We start from the raw sequence: 22,532 nt of genomic DNA, 5'->3' as shown, positions 1-22,532 counted from the left end.
TACAACAAAAAAAGATGATCAATATTCTCATAACCTCCTGAATGTAATTTTACTTTTTCCCATGTCTTTAGATGTAGCGACAGCAATGCCTCTCTGGTCGGCATTGTTAACAGCACAGTAAAAATGATAAACAACTCCTTTGTAGTAAATTACAAAAGATTTGTGAGCAAACCGTTCATCATACTTTTCTGAAGAGCTGATGAGATCTTCTCCCTGCCAGTCCTGCCAGTGGACCAGATCATACGAGCAGGCGAAACGGTTGAAAGCATTTGGCCTGTTTTTCCAGAATGCACCGAAGTAGAACATCACCCATATGTTGTTTATTTTCTGGATGACAGCATCGCCGGTGATGCCGGTGAAATGATCTGATACGGGTCCTTTACCGTACCTGATCCAATGTTCCATATCATTTGACACGGCCATCCCTATGCGTTCCTTTCCTCTTTTAGGTTTGAGGCTGTCTCCTTTTGCGTTGTAGTACATCACAAAAGGATATCCGGTGATTTTATCTTTATCATGGATGACAGAACTTTTATAGATCGTATTATTCTCCCACCATCTTACATCTTTATCTGTAGCTTTTAATACAGGCTTATCCAAACGTTGCCATTCATGCGGAGTAGTAATGCCTTTATTTGTGTGAGCAATACCAATGGATAATAATCCCTGTTCATAGCCATGTTCTGCGCCTCCTATGTAAGACATCCAGTGTTGTCCGTTGTATTCCTCCCAATTGTAACTACCGCCCCATTGATAGTCCTGCAGGGCGATATAACCAGCTTTCTGTGTGGCATCCCAGTGGGTACTGTCTGAGAATGACATCATTTTACCTAGTGTTTTCCAGTGTAGTAAGTCGTTGCTTTTTGCCAGCCAGGTTTCGTATCCTTTGCCGTCGAAGACAATGTATACCATGTACCATTTGCCGTCTTTCCTGAAGATGCTGGGACAGTCCATCTTTTTGGAGTTATCTTCCGGGGTCATTACTAACCCGTATTTATAAGGCGTTTTTATTTTTGAATAAATAGCCTGCATGGTATTGCTATCCGGGAGATTTGTTTTTAGTACTACAGGCCCTAGTAATCCTGCTTTTAGCGAAGATTTTGAAAGGTGATTGGCCCAGGTGTTGGTAACGGCTATTTCAATATTGTTTTCCCCTTGTTTTAAAGCATGTGTGATATCTACGCTGTAAGGAGCCGTCCATACTATCCCGCAGGGGATGTTGTTTACTTTTACCGCTGCAAGGTTGGCGACTTCTCCCAGAGATAGCTGTACTTGTGTTTTGCCCTGCCAGGAGAAGGTTTGTGTATAATTCGCTGTACCGGAGAAGTATTTGATACTGTCAGATGAGTTTGTACTCCAGTCGGTCAGTTTATCGAAGGTGGTAGTGTCTTTATTGAAAACTACTTTCCAGGGGCCTTTCAGTTCCTGTACAGTTGTGAACGTTTGCCAGTTGTTACCATTGGCTCCTTTTGCGGCAGTTGGTTTACGGAAGATGACAAAAACGGAACCATTGGCAGGTAGCTGCAAAGGCAATTTAATACGACCGTTAGCGATATACCAGTTACCTGCGGCATGCTGTTCCCCGTTAACGGGATCCCATAATTCAGGAATACGGCCGGAGATACGGAAAGAGGCATCGATGATACGTTCACAGCTATCCTGGTTAGAGATGAAGTAGAGATCAAAGCCCGGGGCAGTACGGTGAGTCCAGGCAATACCGGATGGGACTTCTAAGTCAGGATGTAAATTGACCGAACTAAAATCCTGTTTTTCCCAGGGGCCCGTTAATAAATAACCTTTACCTATTTTTTGCGTCTTTAAAGTAGTATCATTTATCAATACTGTTGCTCCTTCTTTAATCAGTTGATATAAACGTGTAGTCATTTCTGCGGGTAAAGTATTGCCCGGTACGATCAGCAGTTTATAAGAGGCCCCGCCTGGCAGCTCTATGCGTCCGTTGCGTACTTTTGCTAACCGCATCAGTGCATCCGGGTTGAAAGAATCGTAGGCATATCCATGCAGAGGATTTATCCAGTCTGCCGGATCAGTGATATTAGCACCGGATGTAACGCCGGCAGGCATTTCTCTCAGGGGTGTCCCTTTATTAGCCAGACGCGCCTGTTCTTTCTTCACAATACTATCTCCGAAGATGCCCGGTAATACTGGCACGAGTTTCTCTGGCAGTACGGCACGTCTGGGAATCTCTGTTCCCGTAAATACAGCTATATCTGCTACAGGGCGGCCCTGTTGTAATAAAGCCTGACAGCGTTGTGCATAGGTAACCCAGGCGCTGCCGGGCTTCCACCATGTCTGATCTCTTTGAAAATAAAGACCGATACCATTCAATGTCATGCCGGGTTGACGGTCCATCCAGGGGTTGTGCATGAATACGTGGTATACCAGGCGATTGATTCCCAGCGCATAGTTCCTGTCCTGTAAGGTTTTGAGCATACCCGGGTGTTCATCCCACCGGATACGTAATGAAGTAAATGCTTCTGCCTGGATGATATTTTTACCATAGATATGTGCACCGGAAATAGCATCCAGCATATCATTGGGTTTGTCGTGAGTCGGACTGCGTAACCAGAATTCTCCCATAGGGATATCCACAGCGCTGTAATGTAACATACCGTCGCTGGTCATAGTAGGCGCTACACTTTCTGCACTGAAGGTGCAACCTTTTGCATGCGCAAGAACAGCCAGTGTATCAAAGAAGTTCTGTTGTACCAGTTCTGTGATGGTCTCTCGTATGTCATGAAGGAATTGCTCTGACCTTTCAGCACTTTGCACAGGAATGCCTGCCATAGCAGGCAGGTATTTCAATAAATCATATCCGCGTTTTTTATGAAAAGCATCTCTGAATACGGGCGACCAGTTCTGACTACCACATTCCCAGCTATCTACATGGAACATTTTTAGTGCCGGATCAGATCTGCGTAATGCTTCTCCGTACCAGTGATCAAATTGTAACCTTACAGCTACAGGATTGAACTTATCACATTCCAGTCCTTTGCCCGCGCCACCGGTAGCATTGGTATGGCCGGTAGAAGTATGTCCTATTCTGATAACGGTCCAGTTACCGGCAGGGGCTTTCCAGTGTAAACACCCGTTGGCATCCATCTTATTCGTGATATCGATGATTTTATCCAGGGGGATACATAATGAATCCGGTAATATAGTTCGTGTACTGATACGCCATACCACCCCTGTTTTCCCTTCGTACTGATGAATGCGGGGCAAGGGAGATAAAGTGATCCCGGCGACTTTTAAACTTTGCTTCCATTTAGCTGCATCAAGATCTTCTGCACCTGGTTCAGAACCGTCGTTATCATATAAAAAACGAAAATAACGGGCAGTGGTGGCAGGGATTGAATACGTTACATCTGCATCTGTATCCTGCCAGCCATGACGGGGAGATTCCATTTTTCCAGCAGGACGAAAGTTTATTCCGTCGTCACTGATAGCCATTCCTAATCTATGTGCCTGGTAATTGTTCCCGTTTGTATGAATGATGACCGACCGGCAGGTAAAGGGTTTATCATATGCATATTGAATCCAGCAGGGTGTTGTGCTTTTGAATGCTTCTTTGTTACCAGGAGTGGCAAGGTAATGGGCATCTCCATTGCTGCTGGTCACTACAGGTCTGGCATCTGCATATAACGGAGAAGGATATGCCAGTACGGCAATATCCCTGTAATATCCTTCATTTGTTTCCGGTTGTGACAAGGTATCTTTTGGGGAAGATATTGTCCATACTACTTTTTGCATAGAGAGTTCCGGTGTGATCCAGGGACCACCGGCCAGGGCAAAGCCATCACTTACGTGCATCCCCATTTGCAGCCCCAGACTATCTGCTTCTTTCATTGCATAGTGCACCATATCCCACCATTGAGGGGTCAGTTGTTCTGTGGGGGGATCTACCAAAGGCGGATCAGTTTTACCTTTGATGCTCATCAGGTAGGCTCCGCCAATTCCTGCGTCTTTCATCGCCTGTAAATCTGCTTTAATCCCTTCACGGGATACCGCAGCGTTCAGCCAGTACCAGAAGACCCATGGCCTGGCTGATGGCGGTGGATGGAGAAAAAGAGAATCTAAGGATTGCCCAACAAGCTGTGTTGTACAAAGAAGGATTATTGCTATGGAAAGAAGTTTTTTCATGACGAAGAAAGAGACCCTGATTTTTATAATAACGAAAGAGACCTGGATTATTGGAAAATGGATTTCAGATAAGCGGTATTGGCACTGAAGTTTCTTTTAACATTCTTTGCATCATTGGCATCGCGGGAGCGCTCTATTACCAGCCAGCCACGCCAGCCCATCTTATCCAACGTGTGTTTCACTTTGCGCATATTGATATGCGAATCGTTTTGTAACCATACCCCATCCGTATCTGTGCAATGGATCTGGCAAATGCGGTGTTTACCCAGCGTACGTAACTCCTGTTGTAAATCCCTGCCTCCCTGTATAGCATTGGAAAAATTGAAATAGCTTTTGATGGCAGGAGAGTCGATCTCATCTAATAACTTCACCTCTTCTGCTGCGGATAAAGCTGTTTCAATACCGATGACTACGTCTGCTTTTGCCGCTTGCAGGCCAGCCGCTTTTAAACGGGTGACAATAGCAGGGCGCAGCTCCGGGTGTTTCACCAGATCCCCTTCTACGCCTAATGGCAGGAAGGCTACTTTTACGTTTAATTGCAGCATGGTATTGATACAATCCTGTATCATAGCATCTACTTCCGGTCTTTCTGCAAATGACTGCGCATAAAAACCAGACATCGCAACAGAACTGATCGCAATATTTAACTCTTTGGATTTATCGAGAAACTGCTGACGGACAACAGGATCTGTTAACTTGTTATCAAAAGTTGGACGGTTACCCAATCCTCCCATATCTACCTCTACCCCATCTGCTCCTATATCCCTGGTTAACTGGAAAGCACCCAGCTTCTGCCTTTTAAGGATCATCCAGTCGCAGACAGCTATTCTGTAACGGGGTTCTTTCGCTGTGGCCAGTAATTGCATTGGTAATAACAATCCTGTACTAACTATTGCAGCTTTGCCTATAAATTGACGTCTGTCCATTGCTCGTTTTTTATCAGTTTTAAAGTAAGCTGACGCGGATCTATCTTCACATATTTAATCTTCTGTCTGCGCCAGGTATATACAATATGTACATACCCATCGGCCGACTGTATTACAGAAGGATAAGAATACTGACCTATAGGAGAATCTTCCAATACCAGCGCTGCATACCAGGTAATTCCATCTTTGGATATTGCCACATTTAAAGGTGTACGCGCCCCTTTGGATGCACCTTCAGGCGTTTTAACATGGTTATATACCAATAGCTGACGCCCATCTGACAACGTCACTGCATCTGTACCAGAGTTATTATTAGGTAATGAAGTAGCGGTTACCGGAGACCAGCTACGCCCATTATCCGTAGACCAGGACTGCTCTATTACTCTTTCTTTACTTCTGCAAAGGACCTGTAATTTCCCATTACCATAACTGAGTATACTGGGTTGGATAGCGTTACTGGTTTTACCATCGTTAATTGGGCCTGTCATAGTCCAGGTTTTGCCATTATCCTTAGTAGCTTCGAAATGCACTTTCCAGCCCCCTTCTTCTGTGCTGGAAGGGCATAGTAGTGTACTCTCCAGTAGTACCGGTTTGTTCTTTATCGGGCCTAAAAAGCCTTGCGGAAGAGCTTGTGCAGCAGACCATGTCATCCCTCCATCAGCAGATGTTTTCATCCAGCCTTTCCATCCTGCCACATTGGGGCCTGTTTTGTAGAATAACAGCAGGTCGCCCCCGGGTACCTGGTATAATACCGGGTTCCAGCAGGCGTACCGAACACTATCTGAAACAATGCCATTGGCTACTTCCACAGGCGTAGTCCAGATAAGCCTTGCCTGACTGTTTGCTTTATCTTTTATCTTTACACCCTTATTACTCTGTCCATTTATTGTATCCTTTACCTGCCTGCTTACCCATATCCCCACATCCGGATTCCTTTCTTTCGTACCTCCGAACCAGGCGGTGATCAACCCCTTCGGTGTTTCTGCAATAGTGGCTGCATGGCTCTCGGGGAAAGGCGCCTTATCAAATATGAACTCATCAACAATCACTGCTTTTTTCTTCGTTTGCTCAGCAATAAATGTATAGTCCCCTGAGCCTACTTTATAAACGGCCCTGTCTTGTTCCATACGTAAAAAAGTCCCGTGACCTTTTACATCTTTAACAGATTTAGCAAGGATATATACTGTAGCCGTTGAATTGGCAGGTACAGAAATGTCCCACGTAAAACTTCCCGGCGTCTTTTTCCAATGACTACGAATATCTCCATACATACAATGAAACGAAGCATTTACTTCATCCAGCCCATTTACAAGAACAGGTTTCATGATGATATCTTTAAAAGCATCATGGCTTTTAATTCCCGCCAGGTTCTCATAAAACCAAACCAGTAGATCTCCTAATAACATCACATGGTTATGAGAGTTCATACTGGGATTAGCCGTATTACCATTCCATAATTCCCAGATGGTAGTAGCACCGTTTGCTGCCATATATCCCCAGCCGGGATAATCCCGGCTGGCAGCTATCTGATAAGCAAGATCTGCTCTGCCATTATCTGTAAGGCCACGCATTAACCATTGTGTACCTATCATACCTGTGCTGATATGACCATCAGACTTGCGTACTATCTGTTCAAATATTTCTTTACGATCGGCAACAGGCACCATATTAAAAGACAAAGGCAGGAGATTAGCGGTTACAGTATTGTTATCATAATACTTAACTGTACTACTATCGTTATGCTTGTTGTTCAAAAACCGTCGATTAAAAGCAGTTTTTATTTTGACAGACAAATCGGCGAATGTCTTTGCATCTTTATCCTCCTGCACTAATCCCGCAAAATGCTGCATTAAAGTAAGCAGATGATAATAATAAGCCGTGGCGATCAAAGTACCACTTGTTAACCGGGAAGAATCTTTTGCATGAATCAGCTCTTTAGATTCAGGAGGTACACACCAGTCGCCGTATTTATCTTTCGTCATGATATTGTTGACAAGATATTTACTCCGCATATACTCCATCCATTTTTTCATAGAAGGATAATGTTTACGGATAGACTGTACATCCCCGAACTGCTCATACAAAGTATTTGCTATCAGCAGATAAGTTCCCGGCCAGGTCATGTTATCGGAGTAATAATTCCAATAGGCAGGTGCCACATCAGGAATAGCCCCTTCTGCCGTTTGTGCATATTCAATATCATCCAGCCATTTGGCGTACAGTTTTGCGTTATCAAAAAGAAAGCTTTCTCCATAAGCACCTGTTGCCCTGTCGCCCAGCCAGGGCATACGTTCATTACGTTGAGGACAATCTACAGGCATGCCTTTGTAGTTCCCTCTTATCCCCCAGTAAGCATTTTTATAAATCTGGTTTAAAGTAGGGTCTGACGTTTCAAACTGACCATTTGTTGTAAGATCATCATATACAACCTCTCCTACAAAATCATCCAATGCAGGTACGCAGCCGGTAATTTCCACATAACGAAAACCATGATATACAAAAGAAGGCGCCCATATTTCTTTTCCACCACCTTTTAAGGTATATCTGTCTGTTACCTTAGCATCGCGCAGATTTTCCGTGTACAGTGTGCCATTGGGTTTTAAAGTTTCCGCGTAACGTAAAGTAACCTGCTGACCGCGTTGTCCGGTCACTTTCATTCGCAACCATCCCACCATATTCTGCCCCATATCCATGATGTACACACCCGGAGTAACAGCACGGATAGAGACAGGCTTTATCTTCTCCATCACTTTCACCGGCTCATTCATCTGTGCGTCCAAACGTCCACCCGGCGATTGTACCAGTGCCGCTTTTAACCAATGATCATCATTAAAAGCAATATTATCCCATCCAGGCATTTCTTTCGTTGCATCATATTCTTCTCCGTCATATTCATTATTTGTACGGATAGGGCCATCGGTCGTTATCTTCCAGGAATCATCCGTGATAATACTTTGTTTCTCTCCGTTAGTATATTCAATATCCAGTTGCAGTAATAACTTCGGATAACCGAAGGTTTTGATCTTATAAGGTTTGTATGCCTGTCGCATCGTGAAGAAACGCCCGTTACCCAATACGGTACCAATCACGTTTTTTCCTTGTTTAATAATATTGGTTACATCATATGTATTATATAAAATGTTTTTGGAGTAATCGGTAGGCGCCTGCGCCAATACAACATCACGCTGCTGTTTCCCGTTAATATATAATTCATAATGACCCAGGCCGGCCATGTAAACAGTGGCCTTTTTAATACCAGATTTTACATCAAATGATTTACGGCAGTAACGTGCAGACAAGCGTGAGAATTTACTCTGTGCACTATCCCATGCAAAAACACTGTCCAGTCCTATCCAATGCGCCTGCCAGTTAAACAGCCCCATACCCCAATGGGCAGGTGCACTCCAGTCGCTGACACCTGCGGTAGTCCAGACCTTTACTTTCCAGTAGCAATCCGTACCGCTTTTAAGAGGTTTTCCTGCGTAGGTAATGTGAATAGACTGATCAGATAGTACTTTCCCTGAATTCCATAAATCACCTTCATTTAGTTTTTCTATGGAAGATGCAACGATGACCTGGTAAGCCGTTTGTTTGATATTATTACCAGTCCCATTTATCTCCCAGCTAAGCCGGGGAGTGAGGACATCAATACCTTCCGGGTTTGTTAACATCTCACAACGGAGATGATCAACAGATACCGGGCTGCTCACAAATAATAATAAAAGAAGGTATCTCATCATAATGCAGCAGTTTTAAAAGAACGGATATCGTACACAGCCTTTTGCACATCAGCCTTCGGCAGATCATAAGTCTGATCCGCAGGTGTATCTGCATCCGGGAAATGTCTTGTCTCCCCTGTTCTGAACACCACTCTTTCCACGGCATCCAAAGGAGCATAGAGAAGACTGGTCAGTATATCTTTCCCGTTTATATTGATAGTGTAAAAACGGGTGAACGTGTTTAAGGTAATATGGAAAGCATAAGTACTATCTCCTTGATAATGGAAGAAGTTTTTATACCTGGCCCCTGCTTTTGTTTTTAATATACTATCTGCGTCAAAGATAAGCCTGAGACCAGGAGCGCCTTTCCCATCCTGCAATTCTATCTGTAACTGACCGTGGTCATCCTGTTTGGGAGTGATAGTAAAATCCACCTGTAGTTTTTTTGCAGCAGGGATAATCCTTTCTGCTTTAGCGTAATCATAAGGGTCTTTATCTTCCAAAGTAATTTTATCAGGTGTGATAGTTACAGGCGCCAAAAGCGGGCTATACGTATTCCATTCATCCCCATAATCCTTTACAGGCACAGGTATCATCGCCACCCATATATCTTCCTTATTCATACTGTAAGTAACCCACAGATTGCTGTCCTTTGGTATACCATTCCCTTCCTCTATCCCTCTTACATATTGTGGCCCGTAAGACTTATAATTCCCGCCATAACGCATAGGGGGTACTTCTCCATTCACCAGTAATAAGTTGGTATACTCAAGTCCGTCATTACTTACGGACAATGCCAGTGGCCATCTGTATTCAGAAGGATTATACACTGTAGCAAAGCGGCCATCTGAAGTTCTCTGTCCCCATATCTTTGCGTTACTATTTACAAACCCCGGAGCCCGCCCAACAGCAGACCATGTTTTCCCTTCATCATTGCTTGTACCAGTCAACGCATTCTTCCATAATCCTACTACCTTACCATCCGGCAAATGATAATAACAAAATGCCTTGTATTGTTTCTGTAAAGGGATCAAAGGATCATCTCTGTCAGATTCTTCATTCCATTGCATCATCATCAGCGGTGTAGCTAATAACTCATTACAGGCAGCCACAAATTCTTTATTCTTACTGCTGGTGTAAAAGGGATAGGATGTATTACTTACATTCCATGCCTTGTTGTAGTGTATAAAATAAATGGGGCCGTATTTACCGTCTGGCAAAATTTCTCTTACTACCCGACCGATACCTTTCCCATCATTCGGATCATCCTTTGCATTTAAACAGATACCATAATATCCCAATGCCAGCAGATGATCATTCTTAGATACATAGAATCCCATACGCTGGTGCATGACCGCATAGAGATTATGAGCAATACCATCTTTCACAGGCCCATCGGGGATTTTGTAAGGCGGGAAGATGACATCAGGCGAAGACCAGGTAACACCATCCGGAGAAGTAAGTAATAATGTTTGTCCGGGTGGCACGCTTTCCCCTACTTCATCACTCAGGTATTCAAGATAGAACCTGTTGCGCCAGTATGCCAGCATGGGCGCATGGTTGTAAGTCCAGCCGTGGTTAATATTCCTATCGGCCCGCATTACCTGGATATTACGCACACCCACAACAGGGTGTAACTGCCCATGATGATAGTCTACATTTACCAGTGTATTACCTGTATAATGTACCTGTGCAGCAGCAGATGTTGCCAGTAATAAGAATAAACTAATTATACCCTTCATTTTGTCCGAATTGCTGACCATTAGTTAATGCATCCAGTTCAACCTGCGGCACCGGCCGCAGCATATGAAAAGGTTGTACCTGTGTGATATCCGGGTTATACTGATGGATCCTGTCTATAAGTTTACCTGTACGTTTCAGATCGAACCAGCGTAAATGTTCTCCGGCCAGTTCACGTGCTCTTTCATCCAGTATAAAATCCAGGCTGATATCATTTGCTGTGATCTGCATCTCTGTAGTATGATTTACAGGTGTTTTGACAGCAGCCCTTGTCCTCAATATATTGATATACGCAGCGGCTGCATTATTATCCCCTTGTTGAAAAGCCGCTTCCGCTGCCACCAGGTATATCTCTGCCAGGCGAATAACCAGGATATCCAGGTAACCGGGATTGGAGTTGGCAGCAGCACGTGTAAGAGGGTCCATATATTTCTTCAGTTGCACATAATCATTCGCCCCATAGATGGAACCATTCGTATGATAAGTACTATCCCTGTCAATTACTAAATAGGGACGGGTAGCCTTATCAGCGATACTTTGTTTGGTAACATACAGCGCAGTATCTTTCCCTGGTATCATCTGTTTTCCGATCATAGCAGGATCTTTTTTATAGGTAGCCACATCTGCCGCTGTCCATGTATACGCCTTATTACAGATCCATACTTCCTGGAAAGCACCTGCATAGCGGTGGTCTTTATTCTCATCATAAAAATCCAGCAATGCACGGGTAGGCATAAATCTCCGGCTGTTATCCTTTCCATATTCCATGCTTAACTGCATACCGGGTTTGGAGCTGTAGGTAGTCAGAAACCAAAGGTGCAAACGATTCGCGTTACCATCATAATTCAACGCCGTATTAGTAGAATTACTGATGGTATACAAAGCCTCTTTGTTCTGTTTATTATTCTGAGGTTTCCAGAGATCGGCGTAATCAGCCCAAAGATCTACCCCAAATTCCACTTTCCTGTTAATCACCTCATCCGCAGTTTCCTGTGCCTTTTTAAACCATTGCTGTGCTTCTGCGCCCGTATAATAATAAGCGCCGGAGAGGTATACACGGGCTAATAATCCCAGCGCAGATTTCTTTGTAGCACGACTATATTCAGCGCCATAACTAACGGGTAAATACTTCACTGCCAGGGTAAGGTCCTCCACCATTAACTGATAGAAAGCTTTTACCGGGCTCCTGGTAGCAGTCAGCATCACTCCGGATGTTTCCTGTGTCAGCAACATGACGCCACCATATGTTTCCACCACATGCCAGTAACAAAAGGCCCTGAGGAAACGTAATTCCCCTTCCCTGTTATTACGTTGGACGCTGTCTGTAAACCCGGCCTGACCAATCCTGTTGATCCCCGCATTACAAAGGTTGATAGCTTTATACAAAGACTTCCACACGGCTTTATTAGGATTAGCAGTGGAAGGAGTAAAGCTCTCATAACGGGTGAGTTCATTCGCATAATTATCTTTATTGGAATTGAACCAGAGATCGGTCCCTGCTTCCGACATAAACACCCCATCCTCTTTGCCATACCAGGCCCGTTGTTCTGAATATGCAGCATTCACCAGCGTAACAAATCCCTGAGGTGTTGACCACACCGCATCTGCTGTAGCGCCGGAAGGGTTGTATTCATCTATATTACAGGAGAACAGTAAAATTATCAGACATATCTTTTTCATAACATACCGGTTTAAAAATCCACGTTTACACCAAATACAAACTGACGGTTCAGCGGAGTAGATTCCTCTCCTCCCCTTTCAGGATCATAATATTTCACCAGGTGATTACGGGCTTTAGTGAAGATATTGGCGCCTGTAGCATATACCCGTAAACGCTGAATCGTTAAGCGTTCTGCTAATCGTGCCGGTAAGGTATAACCAAGTGTAATGTTCTTAATCTTCACATAAGAACCATCTACAAAATTAAGCGCCTGGAAACCTGCATATTTACTAATACCGGCTCCTTTTAACGGACGGGGGAAATCGTTGGTTGGGTTTTCAGGTGTCCAGTAATTGATCATCGCGGGGCCACCTCCTTCTCCGGAAGGATTATATCTCCCTAAGAATTGTGCATTCAGCATTTGTCCCCAGCGGGCAAATAAAAAGATACCAAGATCGAGTCCGCGATAGCTGAAATTATTCTGAAACCCTGCTGTCCAGCGGGGAACAGCAGCCCCCAGGTACATTCTGTCATCATCCGCAGTAATCTTTAAATCCCCATTTTTGTCCTGTAGTTTTATATCCCCGGGTTTAAACGGTGTACCTCCGAAGGAGTATTGTGCAGCGGTAGCAGCTTCTGATGTTTGCCAGATACCCAGTTTTTTGTAAGTATAAAACGATTTGACAGGATGGTTTAATAATAAAGAGTTGGTTTCAGGACCGGACGCAGCGATAACATCCTTTCCATCAATCAGAGAAGTAATCTTCTCGCGGTTGCTGGTAAATGTAAGCGTTGATGTCCATTTGAAATTATTCTGCTGAATATTCACTGTGTTTACTCCGATCTCAATCCCTTTGTTATTGGTAGCTCCTATATTCTGGTATACTTTCACAACACCAGTGGATTGTGGTAAAGTCCTTATCTGTAAAAGATCTGTTGTTTTTGTATTGTATATATCGATGGTAGCATTCAGTCTGCCGTTAAAGAAATCAAGATCTACCCCTGCATTGGTAGTAGCAGACAATTCCCATCCCAGTTCTTTGTTACCAACGAGGTCATTGAACATATATCCCGGAGCAGCTACATTCCCAAATGACATATAGGGATAAGCATAGACGCCTGTTTGTGTTCCATATTCATCGATCCCTGAATTACCGGCTATACCGTAACCGGCCCTTAACTTCACGGCATCTGTGATGCGCCATCCCGCAGCTACTGAGGGGAAACCAGCGTACTTATGTCCGGCGGCTAATCTCGAAGCCCCGTCTATACGTTCTGAGAAGGTCAGTAAATATTTCCCTTTGTAGTTATAGTTCACTCTTGCCGCATAAGACATGGTTTTTGAGCCAATGTATGAGGATGTTATTCCCCTGCTGGTTACATCTGTTGCGCCCAGGTTATAGAACAACTGGGAGGCTAATGCCTGGTTATATCCACTTGCATATGCATCATCATAATCTTTGTGCGTATAGCTCGTTAACAGGGTGACAGTGAATGAATGGTCCTGTAACTGCCGGGTGTAAGTCATGATATTATCCCAGTTATAAAACCTGTTATTCTTGTTGGTGATACTGGATAAAGAAGTGCGTACATCTTTACGTTCCAGAGAGGTGCCATCATAATATTTGCCCTCTCTGTTGAAGGTAATTGTAGTACCAAAGTTGGAACGGAACGTCCATCCTTCTGCCAGTTTTATTTCTGCATATCCATTGAGTGTAGTGATATTTATGATGGTCTGGTCTTTGGAGATATAGTCTCCGCGATCATCAGTTAACGGAGTGATGGTGGTGGTATTACCAGCTACGGGATATAAACTTATATTACCATTAGCATCGTAAGGAACACCTAATGGAGTGGTGGTGAGTGCTACGGGAAACACATCCTTCCGGCTATCGGACTTGTAATAATTCAGTTGACTTTGTATACCTGCTTTGATCCTGTTATTGATTTTCTGATCGATACTTAATCTTACGGTATATCTTGTCATGTTATCATTCTTCAGTACACCTTCTTCTTTGAAATATCCACCGGAGAAGTAAGCCTTTGTTTTCTCTGTACCCCCACTTACTGAGATACTGTGTTGCTGTTCAGTACCATTGCTGGTAAGCAGGTCCAGCCAGTTCACCCATTGCCCTTTCTGAATAGCGTCATATTCTCCTGCATTGGCGAATATGGTAGCGTCATCAGGCATGGGATCTCCGGGGTTTAAGGACGCCCGGTAAGCCTCTCTTCTGAGTTTCAGATAATCTTCTCCCAGTCTGGGTTTAGGATATTGTGTAAATCCGTTGATACCATAGTAGCCGTTATAGGAGACTTTCGTTTTACCCTCTGATCCTTTTTTAGTGGTAACGATCACTACGCCATTAGCACCCTGAGAGCCGTAGATAGCGGTAGCGGAAGCGTCTTTCAGGACTTCTATGGAGGCGATATCAGCAGGGTTCAGATCGCTGATGTTCCCCCCCTGCATACCGTCTATGATGTAGAGCGGCTTGCTACTGCCGCTGATAGACCTTGTTCCGCGGATCAGTACATTTGCATCAGCACCGGGTCTGCCGGAGCTGCGGGTGATATCCATACCGGGTACTCTTCCCTGCAATGCTTCCAGCGGGTTATGCGTGGGCGCCTGCATGATCACATCAGGTTTAACGGAGTAAACAGCACCTGTGAGGTCTCTCTTTTTTACCACGCCATAACCGATTACAACGGTTTCATTGAGGGCCCGGACCTTCATTGTATCCTGTGCATAGGCAGTGAAACAGGATAGGGTCAGGAGGATGGTTGTTGTTCTTTTAACCATAACATTAGTTTGTGCAGGTTTTTACCGGACGTTTTAAAAATGGTTCCATGCTTATGTCCGGATGGGATAACTATTTCCTGTGTTGTGAACTGTTTGAAATCTGTTGTTTTTAATGCGTTGTATTTTTTCTCTCCGTAGTTATCGTAATAAATCAACCATTCATTACCGATGCGAACAGTTGCAGGGCCTTCCGTAAGATGCCCGGTGATAGCTGCGGAGCAGTTGGCGTAAGGGCCTGTGGGTCTGGTAGCAAATGCTACTTTCAGGTCTCTTTCCGGTCTGGTATTATCTTTCAATACAAGGGCGTATTTATCTTTCTCCATTTTCACAATAACGGCGTCTATTATGCTGAATCCGGGATCGTAGAATAGTTTCTCTTTGGAGAAAGTGGTAAAATCTTTTGTAGTGGTGTAATACATCCGGTGATTGTTATCTTCTGCTTCTATTCCTTTTGGGAATCGTTGTGGGATGGCAGATGCCCAGATGATGATATATTGTTGCTGTTCTTCATCATAAAAGATTTCCGGCGCCCATATGTTGACAGTGCCGGGTTCATCTTCCATGACGTTGATGGTTTTTTGTTTTGACCAGTGGATGAGGTCATTTGATTCAGCGTAGCCAAAACCGGTATTTCCTTTCCAGCTGTTTGTCCATACTAAATGATAGTTATTGTCCGGGCCTTTTACGATGGAAGGATCTCTGAGGATGCTGTTTTCCGGCTTCAGTACTACCCCTTTCAGGTCGGTCCATTTAATGCCATCATAGCTGTATAGCAGGTGAAGCCCGTCCGTGGCCGGCTCTCTGAAGGAAGTGAACATGTATACCTCCTTTGCCGGCCGGCAGGAGAATAATAAGAGGATATATAGAAGATGTTTGTTCATGCATCAGATCTTTTCGATTACCAATACCCAGTCGTTACCATCCTGTATATCACCGGGAGGATCGAATACCATCACACCTTTATTTGGATATGTGCCTATCTCTTTCGTACTTCCATCTCTGGGGCTATACCAACTGGCTTTTACATTTTTCCCTTTTGTATGGCCCATGTTTACAGAGATATTACGACCGTTATATGTATAGATAAAAGCGTAGTCTTTCCCTCTTGTAGCTGACAACCGCTGGTATTTATCACCTGTTCCACCTGCTATCATTGACTGATCAGGGACCCTGTCATAATAAGCATGGGAGAGCATGAGTTTTTTGAGATATACCATCTGTGCAGCGCCAGGTGCATTGACAGCATCTGTCCAGTATTCCTTTACGCCATAAACGCCGGCCCCGTCCTGCGGGCGATGGAACTGCATCACAGCATTATGTCCGTAAGTATGACCAAAAGCCCCTGCAAATACAGCCCAGTAAGCATATCTGCGCACATCGCCGGCCGTCCAGCGGGTAGCGCGGGGATCATGTAATCCATGTGGCATAGCTTCATAGGATGGTTCTCCGTCTATGACAGGTTTTGCCGGAGTACGCTGATAATCTGCTGCTACATATTTCCAGTTATCTTCTCCATAAGCTTTGCCTGTAGTATCCTGCGAATAACTCTGGTGTCCTGACTGGAACATGTTAAAGTCTAACCAGGATTCATTATGGAACCATTCTGATGATTGCAGACGGCCACGGGGATGAAAGGTTATCAGATGATGAGGGTCTTGCTGATGCAGGGTATTACCGATCGCATTCCATGTATTTGTTGAATCATTCCCTTTCGTATCTCCTCCGTTCAACCAGATGATGTTGGGTTTATCTGCATATCTTCCGGCGAGGAAAGAACTGAAAGTCCTGGCGTCAGATATACTCACTGACCCATCTTTCACATTGTTTCCCCATATGGGTACCAATGCCATGTATAAGCCCTTTGCAGCGGCTTTATCAATCATGGAATCTATATGGTCCCAATATCCTGACAGTGCAGGATGTGCCACGTTCTTATTGATTAAAGCGCTGTCCCCACAGGCGTTCGTCGCAGTCAGAGAAGGTAATATCATTACCTGTATCACGTTAAATCCTTTTTGCTGACGATCTGAGAAATACAGCCCGGTTTGTTCGCTATTCAGTTTTGTAAATAACAACCAGCCGGTGTCACCAAGCCAGAAGAAAGGTTTGCCGTCTTTGGTTTGCAGGTATCTGTGGTTTTTAGAAACGCGTAATTCAGGCAGTTTATGCTGGCTGTAAGTATTAATAGAGAAAAATAACAGGAGGATAGTCAGTATTCTGTTCAGCATATGATCGTGTTTATATTACATCCGGGTCAGCCATAGTACGACTGCACCTTCTACCGGGTTTTTCAAGGTCTTTATGTTCTTTTCTGTTTTTAATATATGGCCGTCTCTGGGATCTATCCAGTATGCTTTGTAAGATCCTTTCAGGTTTAAGTGGATGGTTTCAGTAGCGTAAATAATGTAGTCGTCATGCTCATTGCGTAAGACAAACTGTCCGGCGGTTGTAGCTGCAGGTTGAATAGTAGAAGTCCTGATTGATGTTACAGACTGTGTAGTTGTTGTATCTACAGGTTGCATAGAAGCCGCTGCTGATAAAAATCCTTCTGCCTCAATAACAGGGATATTGGCCAATGAACCACCTGCCATGAATACGGCCCAGCCAAAAGCATTATACCCATCAGCGGAATACAATACTGCCTTACCGGGGTATTTACTACGGTACTCTCTTACAGCCCTGTATACCTGCTCTGCACTGGTCTTCTTTGGCTTTAACAACCTTGCATGCTGGCGAGGGGCCAGGTTCTGCCCACCCTGTGGCGCATAGGCAGTTCCATTCTGCTGGTAATACCAGTAACGGATATCGATAAGGTCTATGGCAGACAAGCGCGTTTTATCTTCCAAAATAGCATCCTGTACATCTTTGGTAGTGCTTAGTCCGATGACAGCCGGCTTGCCGGTTTCTCTTTTCCAGGCAGCCACTTCATCCGCCCAGAACTGCACGAAGTGCAATGGCCCGGTGAACTCTGCACCTAATAACTGGATAACACTGCCGGTACCGTCGAAGTTATTCAGGCACTGGCGGATGTAAGCCTTGTGCAGATTACGCCTTACCGCATTTGCAGTATCGTAGAACTGCTCTGCCATAAAAATGCGTTTACCACCTGCATATGGTGGTGGTTCAGGGAAGCCTGTCGCATTGATATTATTAGCCGGACGCCAGGGAAAATCTGCATAGTGTGCCCCTGCTTCTATGATGTTATGCTGGAAGTATTGCTGGTGGATGAGGACCAGTCCTTTGCTATCCGCCAGCGTAGCAAATGCTTTTAAACGATCCCAATACCAGTGGTTATATTTTGTAAGGTCGTATTTACTGAGGCCATCCCAGGCAGTACCTTTGCCACTGCGTGCAAAAGGGAGTTCATAGAATGGAGGCCATACATCTCCGTCAATGCGCATCACACGTTCATGATCATCGCGACGGCGATCATACCATAAGCCATAGTTATGTTCTATAGCAGCGATATGCTTACGCACCATCTGGTTGGTAACGGTGTCCAGGTCATCTGTAAGCCCTGTGCCGGTGCGCCCAGGTACAAAGCGGGTGATATGCGGCCCAACGTCTTTAAGGTCGTAAGGTTTAGGACTGCCTCTCCACCAGGCAACTTCCCTGCGTCCGCCGGTGATAACTGCACCATTACGGATTAACCAGCCGTTGGAAACCTGCATAGGGCCTGATGACCTGTTAGCTGCCGGCTTATTAACAGCAGGCCCTTTATTACCTATAGCAATAGCCCCGGTGCCATCAACAGGAATGGGGTTCCTTTGCCCTGCCTGTAATATCCACTCGCGTAAGGTCAATGCAGGTTGCACTGATTGTTTGATGAGTGCAGCCGTTTGTTCTACGGTAGGGCTACTGGAAGCCTCAGATGTTACCGGTAATAACTGCGCTCTCGTCTGGTCCCCTGTACGGTCAGATAACTGGGCGTAGTAGAGACTGCGGGGCTGGACGTACTCATTGGAACTATCCCAGTACCCATCTCCTGCAAATTGCGCCCAGGAGCCGAAGGCCCAGTTATTTGCACCTGGCGGACGGTAACAATCTATCCTTGCAGCAGTACATTGCCATAACATACTGTTAGCGGCACTCCATCCTGCTCCCTGGCCATCCTGCCCGCGGTTAGGGAACCCTAATGCCTGTCCATCAACCTGCACAATATCCATTAACAAACCGGAGGCCCAGCTATCAATAGCTCCGCTGTAGCTGAATGGCAAATAGGATTCACATTGTACAAATGCATTAGGGCCGGCGGCACAGAAGCCGGTAGCAAAATCATGATAGCCGTATTCAGCGTAGTTGCGCTGGAAGAGTGTTTGTTGTCCGGTAGTAAAGAAAGTATTTCTCCTTTGCCCACCAATCTCGGAAACAGGCGCCAGAGAAATACAATCTTCAACTGTGATACGCCGGGCAGTTTCCAATACAGCTACTGCTGATCCGGCGAAATGTTCAAAGCTTACCTGTCTTACCCAGGCATCTGTTGTATTTTCAATAGTGATGGCCATCCAGCGATGGTCTTCATCTTTTATATTCGTAGTATCAAATACAGAACTGCAACGCAAATTCTCTACACCCGACCGGGAGATACAACCCGGCCAGCGGTATACCTGCACATATCCGCCACCATAAGCCGTATCCAGTGCTGTTGTGAGCGGAGCATCCAGTGTTATCGTATCTCCGGTGATAGCCGTGATCTTTCTATCCCAGTGAATCTCTCTTTCTCCCGGTTTCCAGCCTAAAGAAGTAATCCCACCCCCGAAATGTTCCGTACCCAATAAACCGATCCAGTCTTTTGTACAAGGGCGTGTAATACGGATATTATCTCCTGTATGCATTTGTGCCGCTATCCTGATTTTACAGGCATTCACAGGCACATATGGATCAATGACCTTAACAGCCGGTGAGAAGACCCTGTTATCCTGTCCTGCAATAGTGATCAGTGTTTCCCGGCTAATACCTGTTGCCAGCAACAAAGTATTATTACCTCTGAGTACTACTCCCGAAGCATTAATATGCAAAGAACCTGATACTTCGTATGTACCAGGGTCCAGCAATACAGCACCACGGAAAGGTGAGCCTGTTACCTCCAAGGGCATTCCTTTTCCGTCCAAAGACGATCTTGTCCCATTCAAGGGTGATCCATCCAAAGAAGTTCCTTTTAATGGTAAGCCCGCCACATAATCCAATGCGGCCTGAATACGCGCCGTAGCGTCCCCTTTTATGAGAGGAACCCGCACACGTACAGGTACATCAGGAATAGGTTTATCCCCACCCATATATCCGCAATAAGAGAAATCGGGTATACGGTTACCTAACGAATCAGGCGTATATATTAAATGACTATCCTGCCCCACCATTACGGGCAGGGCAGATTTCTTTTGTACATCAACGTTAGCAGAAAAGCAGACAAATAGTATAAAAAGTAAGTTATTTTTCATTCTGTCGTTTCTTCCAGTCGGCTTCCGCCTTTTTCATATCAATCCCATTAGCAGATAAATAATTATTTATCCTGCCTTTGTATTTACCAAACCATGCATGTTTCTTTTCAGAAGTACCTGCATCCATTGCATATTCCCTCGCTTCCACCAGCCATGCCATAATCTGCTGTTGTTGCTGAGGAGTCAATTGAGGCAGCATCTCCAGGTAAGCACGATAAGTAACAGGCAAGATGCCATAAGTCATCCCGTCTTTTACTTTCGTTACCTGCTCTGTAGTTAATACAGAAGATAATTTAGAAAGATAGCGTACATGTAACTGATGCAATGCTGCTGTATCTTTCTCTGTATTATTAATATCAATGTATTGTTGTGCAATAATATCTCTTACAGTAGCGGACTGACTGACATTTTTAATATCCAATGCAGCAACTATTTTATCTGCACGTTCTGTTACTACAACTGTGTAACTTTTCTTTTCAGGTTTGATGTCGTTCAGGAAATTCTCAATATTGGTATAACCATCCCTGTTACCTATCTTATTCGCATCAGAAGGATCTTTAGGATTTAAGTTATGACGCGTTTCCCAATCGTCCGGCATACCATCTCCATCAGTATCTTTATAAGGCTTGCCTTTGTATTCAGGATAGCCGCCCACCTGACTGATATCATAAATAATACCTTGTTTATAAGAATCTTCTCCTAACCGGCGGGTGATATATTCATGTCCGATCTTAGAAGATGTATTATCCTTGTAAAGAATTTTACCCGTTCTCACCTGTTCCACTATACGCGTATCCACCGGATCTCTTACCGGTAAAGTAGCACCAGCATTATCCAATACATACTGGTATGCCTCTTTAGCGGACATGATCGTGAAATGAGGCATTGGCATTGGCTTATCAGCACGCATATCCTCTTTATACTGACCAGCATCCGGTAGCTCTTCCACCTGTATACCGCCATCCCAGTTATCTTTTGTCACCTTATCATTCCCTTCCATAATATTCCCACTGGCATATACTCTTCCAAACTGCTGATATTTCAATTTACTACGACCAGATTCCGGTTTCAGCAAACGATGTCCTACAGGATCATCCACCGGTGTAACAGGGCCTGGCTTGAAATAGTTATTGATGATATTGAACTGGGAACGGTAATCACCACCATCCACAGTACGGTGTTTCCAGTTAAACACTACATTATTCACAAAGTTGAATACACTGAACCATCCTACAGAAGGATTACGTCCCGCATTACAAGCCCAGAGGTTACGGATAAAAGAGCAGTTCTCCCCACCCATCGTACTGCCAAAAGCATGATTGTAAGTATCCAGCGCTTCTGAAGAGATACAGTTCTGTACAGTAATGTTTACAGTAGGTAATTTCTCTTCCGGATAACCTTCTCCGGGGTTATACATATGCCTGTAGAGAGAGATGTTCTCATCCAGGCCCCAGCTGGCAGAGCAATGATCTACGATCAGGTTACCGATAGGATTTCCTCCCAGCGCATCATCTCTGCGGCCGACATTGGTTTCGCCCCTGCGGAAGCGTAAGTAGCGGATGATAACATCGTGCGTATCTATCCAGAAACTCTCACCAGCAATACATACACCACTGCCAGGAGCTGTCTGTCCCGCAATAGTTACATAAGGCGCCCGCAACATTATAGGCGTTTTCAGGTGGATAATACCCGCTACGTTAAAGACAATGGTACGTGCGCCACCGGCTTCACAAGCCTCTCTTAGTGTACCCGGACCGCTATCCTCCAGACTGGTAACCACAAACACTTTACCACCACGGCCACCGAAAGTGTAAGCACCACCGCCTTCTGCTCCCGGGAATGCCAGGATATCTGCCTGCGGGAGGTCTGTAGGGCGGGCAGCGAAGGGAATGTAAGGTCTTCCGTTCTTTGCCTCTTTCTGAACGATCGGTAATGCTTTCTGCCATGCCTCATCAGCATGTTTTTTGGCGCTGTCAAGGAGTTTGTCACTTACTTCCTGTACATCTTTAGGAATTTTTGGATATTGAGCCTGTGCATGCTGCATGATAAAAAGAGCAGCGAATAAAAAAGGTATTTTCATCTTGATTAAATTAC

Annotated in this window: 10 protein-coding genes; all 10 read right to left on the bottom strand. The window is 44.7% G+C overall.

What is annotated here, in order from left to right:
• Window positions 1–27: 27 nt before the first annotated feature.
• From GO495_RS09645 to GO495_RS09600, 10 genes are read right to left on the bottom strand one after another with little or no spacing between them, the layout of a single operon-like run.
• Window positions 28–4,158 carry a glycosyl hydrolase gene (locus GO495_RS09645; protein WP_157299472.1) on the bottom strand — a complete coding sequence of 1,377 codons (4,131 nt, stop codon included), beginning with the start codon at window positions 4,156–4,158 and terminating at the stop codon, window positions 28–30.
• 47 nt (window positions 4,159–4,205) lie between these two features.
• Entirely contained in the window at window positions 4,206–5,084 is an 879-nt protein-coding gene (locus GO495_RS09640; protein ID WP_157299471.1) for a sugar phosphate isomerase/epimerase family protein, read from the bottom strand.
• A complete protein-coding gene (locus GO495_RS09635) occupies window positions 5,063–8,824 on the bottom strand; it encodes a family 78 glycoside hydrolase catalytic domain (RefSeq protein ID WP_157299470.1) in 3,762 nt (1,253 codons plus the stop codon). The genes GO495_RS09640 and GO495_RS09635 overlap by 22 nt, the downstream gene beginning before the upstream one ends.
• Window positions 8,821–10,545 (bottom strand): exo-alpha-sialidase, encoded by a 1,725-nt coding sequence (locus GO495_RS09630; protein WP_157299469.1) that lies wholly within the window; start codon window positions 10,543–10,545, stop codon window positions 8,821–8,823. Before GO495_RS09630 ends, GO495_RS09635 begins: the two co-directional genes overlap by 4 nt.
• Window positions 10,529–12,223, bottom strand: coding sequence for a RagB/SusD family nutrient uptake outer membrane protein (locus tag GO495_RS09625; RefSeq protein ID WP_157299468.1), 1,695 nt, complete (start codon window positions 12,221–12,223; stop codon window positions 10,529–10,531). The genes GO495_RS09630 and GO495_RS09625 overlap by 17 nt, the downstream gene beginning before the upstream one ends.
• Window positions 12,224–12,234: 11 nt before the next feature.
• A complete protein-coding gene (locus GO495_RS09620; RefSeq protein ID WP_157299467.1) occupies window positions 12,235–15,000 on the bottom strand; it encodes a SusC/RagA family TonB-linked outer membrane protein in 2,766 nt (921 codons plus the stop codon).
• Window positions 14,970–15,881 carry a glycoside hydrolase family 43 protein gene (locus GO495_RS09615; RefSeq protein ID WP_157299466.1) on the bottom strand — a complete coding sequence of 304 codons (912 nt, stop codon included), beginning with the start codon at window positions 15,879–15,881 and terminating at the stop codon, window positions 14,970–14,972. The genes GO495_RS09620 and GO495_RS09615 overlap by 31 nt, the downstream gene beginning before the upstream one ends.
• Before the next feature lie 3 nt (window positions 15,882–15,884).
• Complete coding sequence (locus tag GO495_RS09610) at window positions 15,885–17,228, bottom strand: glycoside hydrolase family 140 protein (RefSeq protein WP_157299465.1); 1,344 nt, start codon at window positions 17,226–17,228, stop codon at window positions 15,885–15,887.
• A gap of 15 nt (window positions 17,229–17,243) precedes the next feature.
• Window positions 17,244–20,438: a DUF6298 domain-containing protein gene (locus tag GO495_RS09605; protein WP_205691233.1), complete on the bottom strand. Its 3,195-nt coding sequence runs from the start codon at window positions 20,436–20,438 to the stop codon at window positions 17,244–17,246.
• Window positions 20,428–22,518, bottom strand: coding sequence for a DUF3826 domain-containing protein (locus GO495_RS09600; protein ID WP_157299464.1), 2,091 nt, complete (start codon window positions 22,516–22,518; stop codon window positions 20,428–20,430). Before GO495_RS09600 ends, GO495_RS09605 begins: the two co-directional genes overlap by 11 nt.
• Window positions 22,519–22,532 lie beyond the last annotated feature (14 nt).

The sequence above is a fragment of the Chitinophaga oryziterrae genome, from assembly GCF_009758125.1.
GTDB lineage: Bacteria > Bacteroidota > Bacteroidia > Chitinophagales > Chitinophagaceae > Chitinophaga > Chitinophaga oryziterrae.
This window is presented reverse-complemented; position numbering and strand designations above follow the sequence as displayed.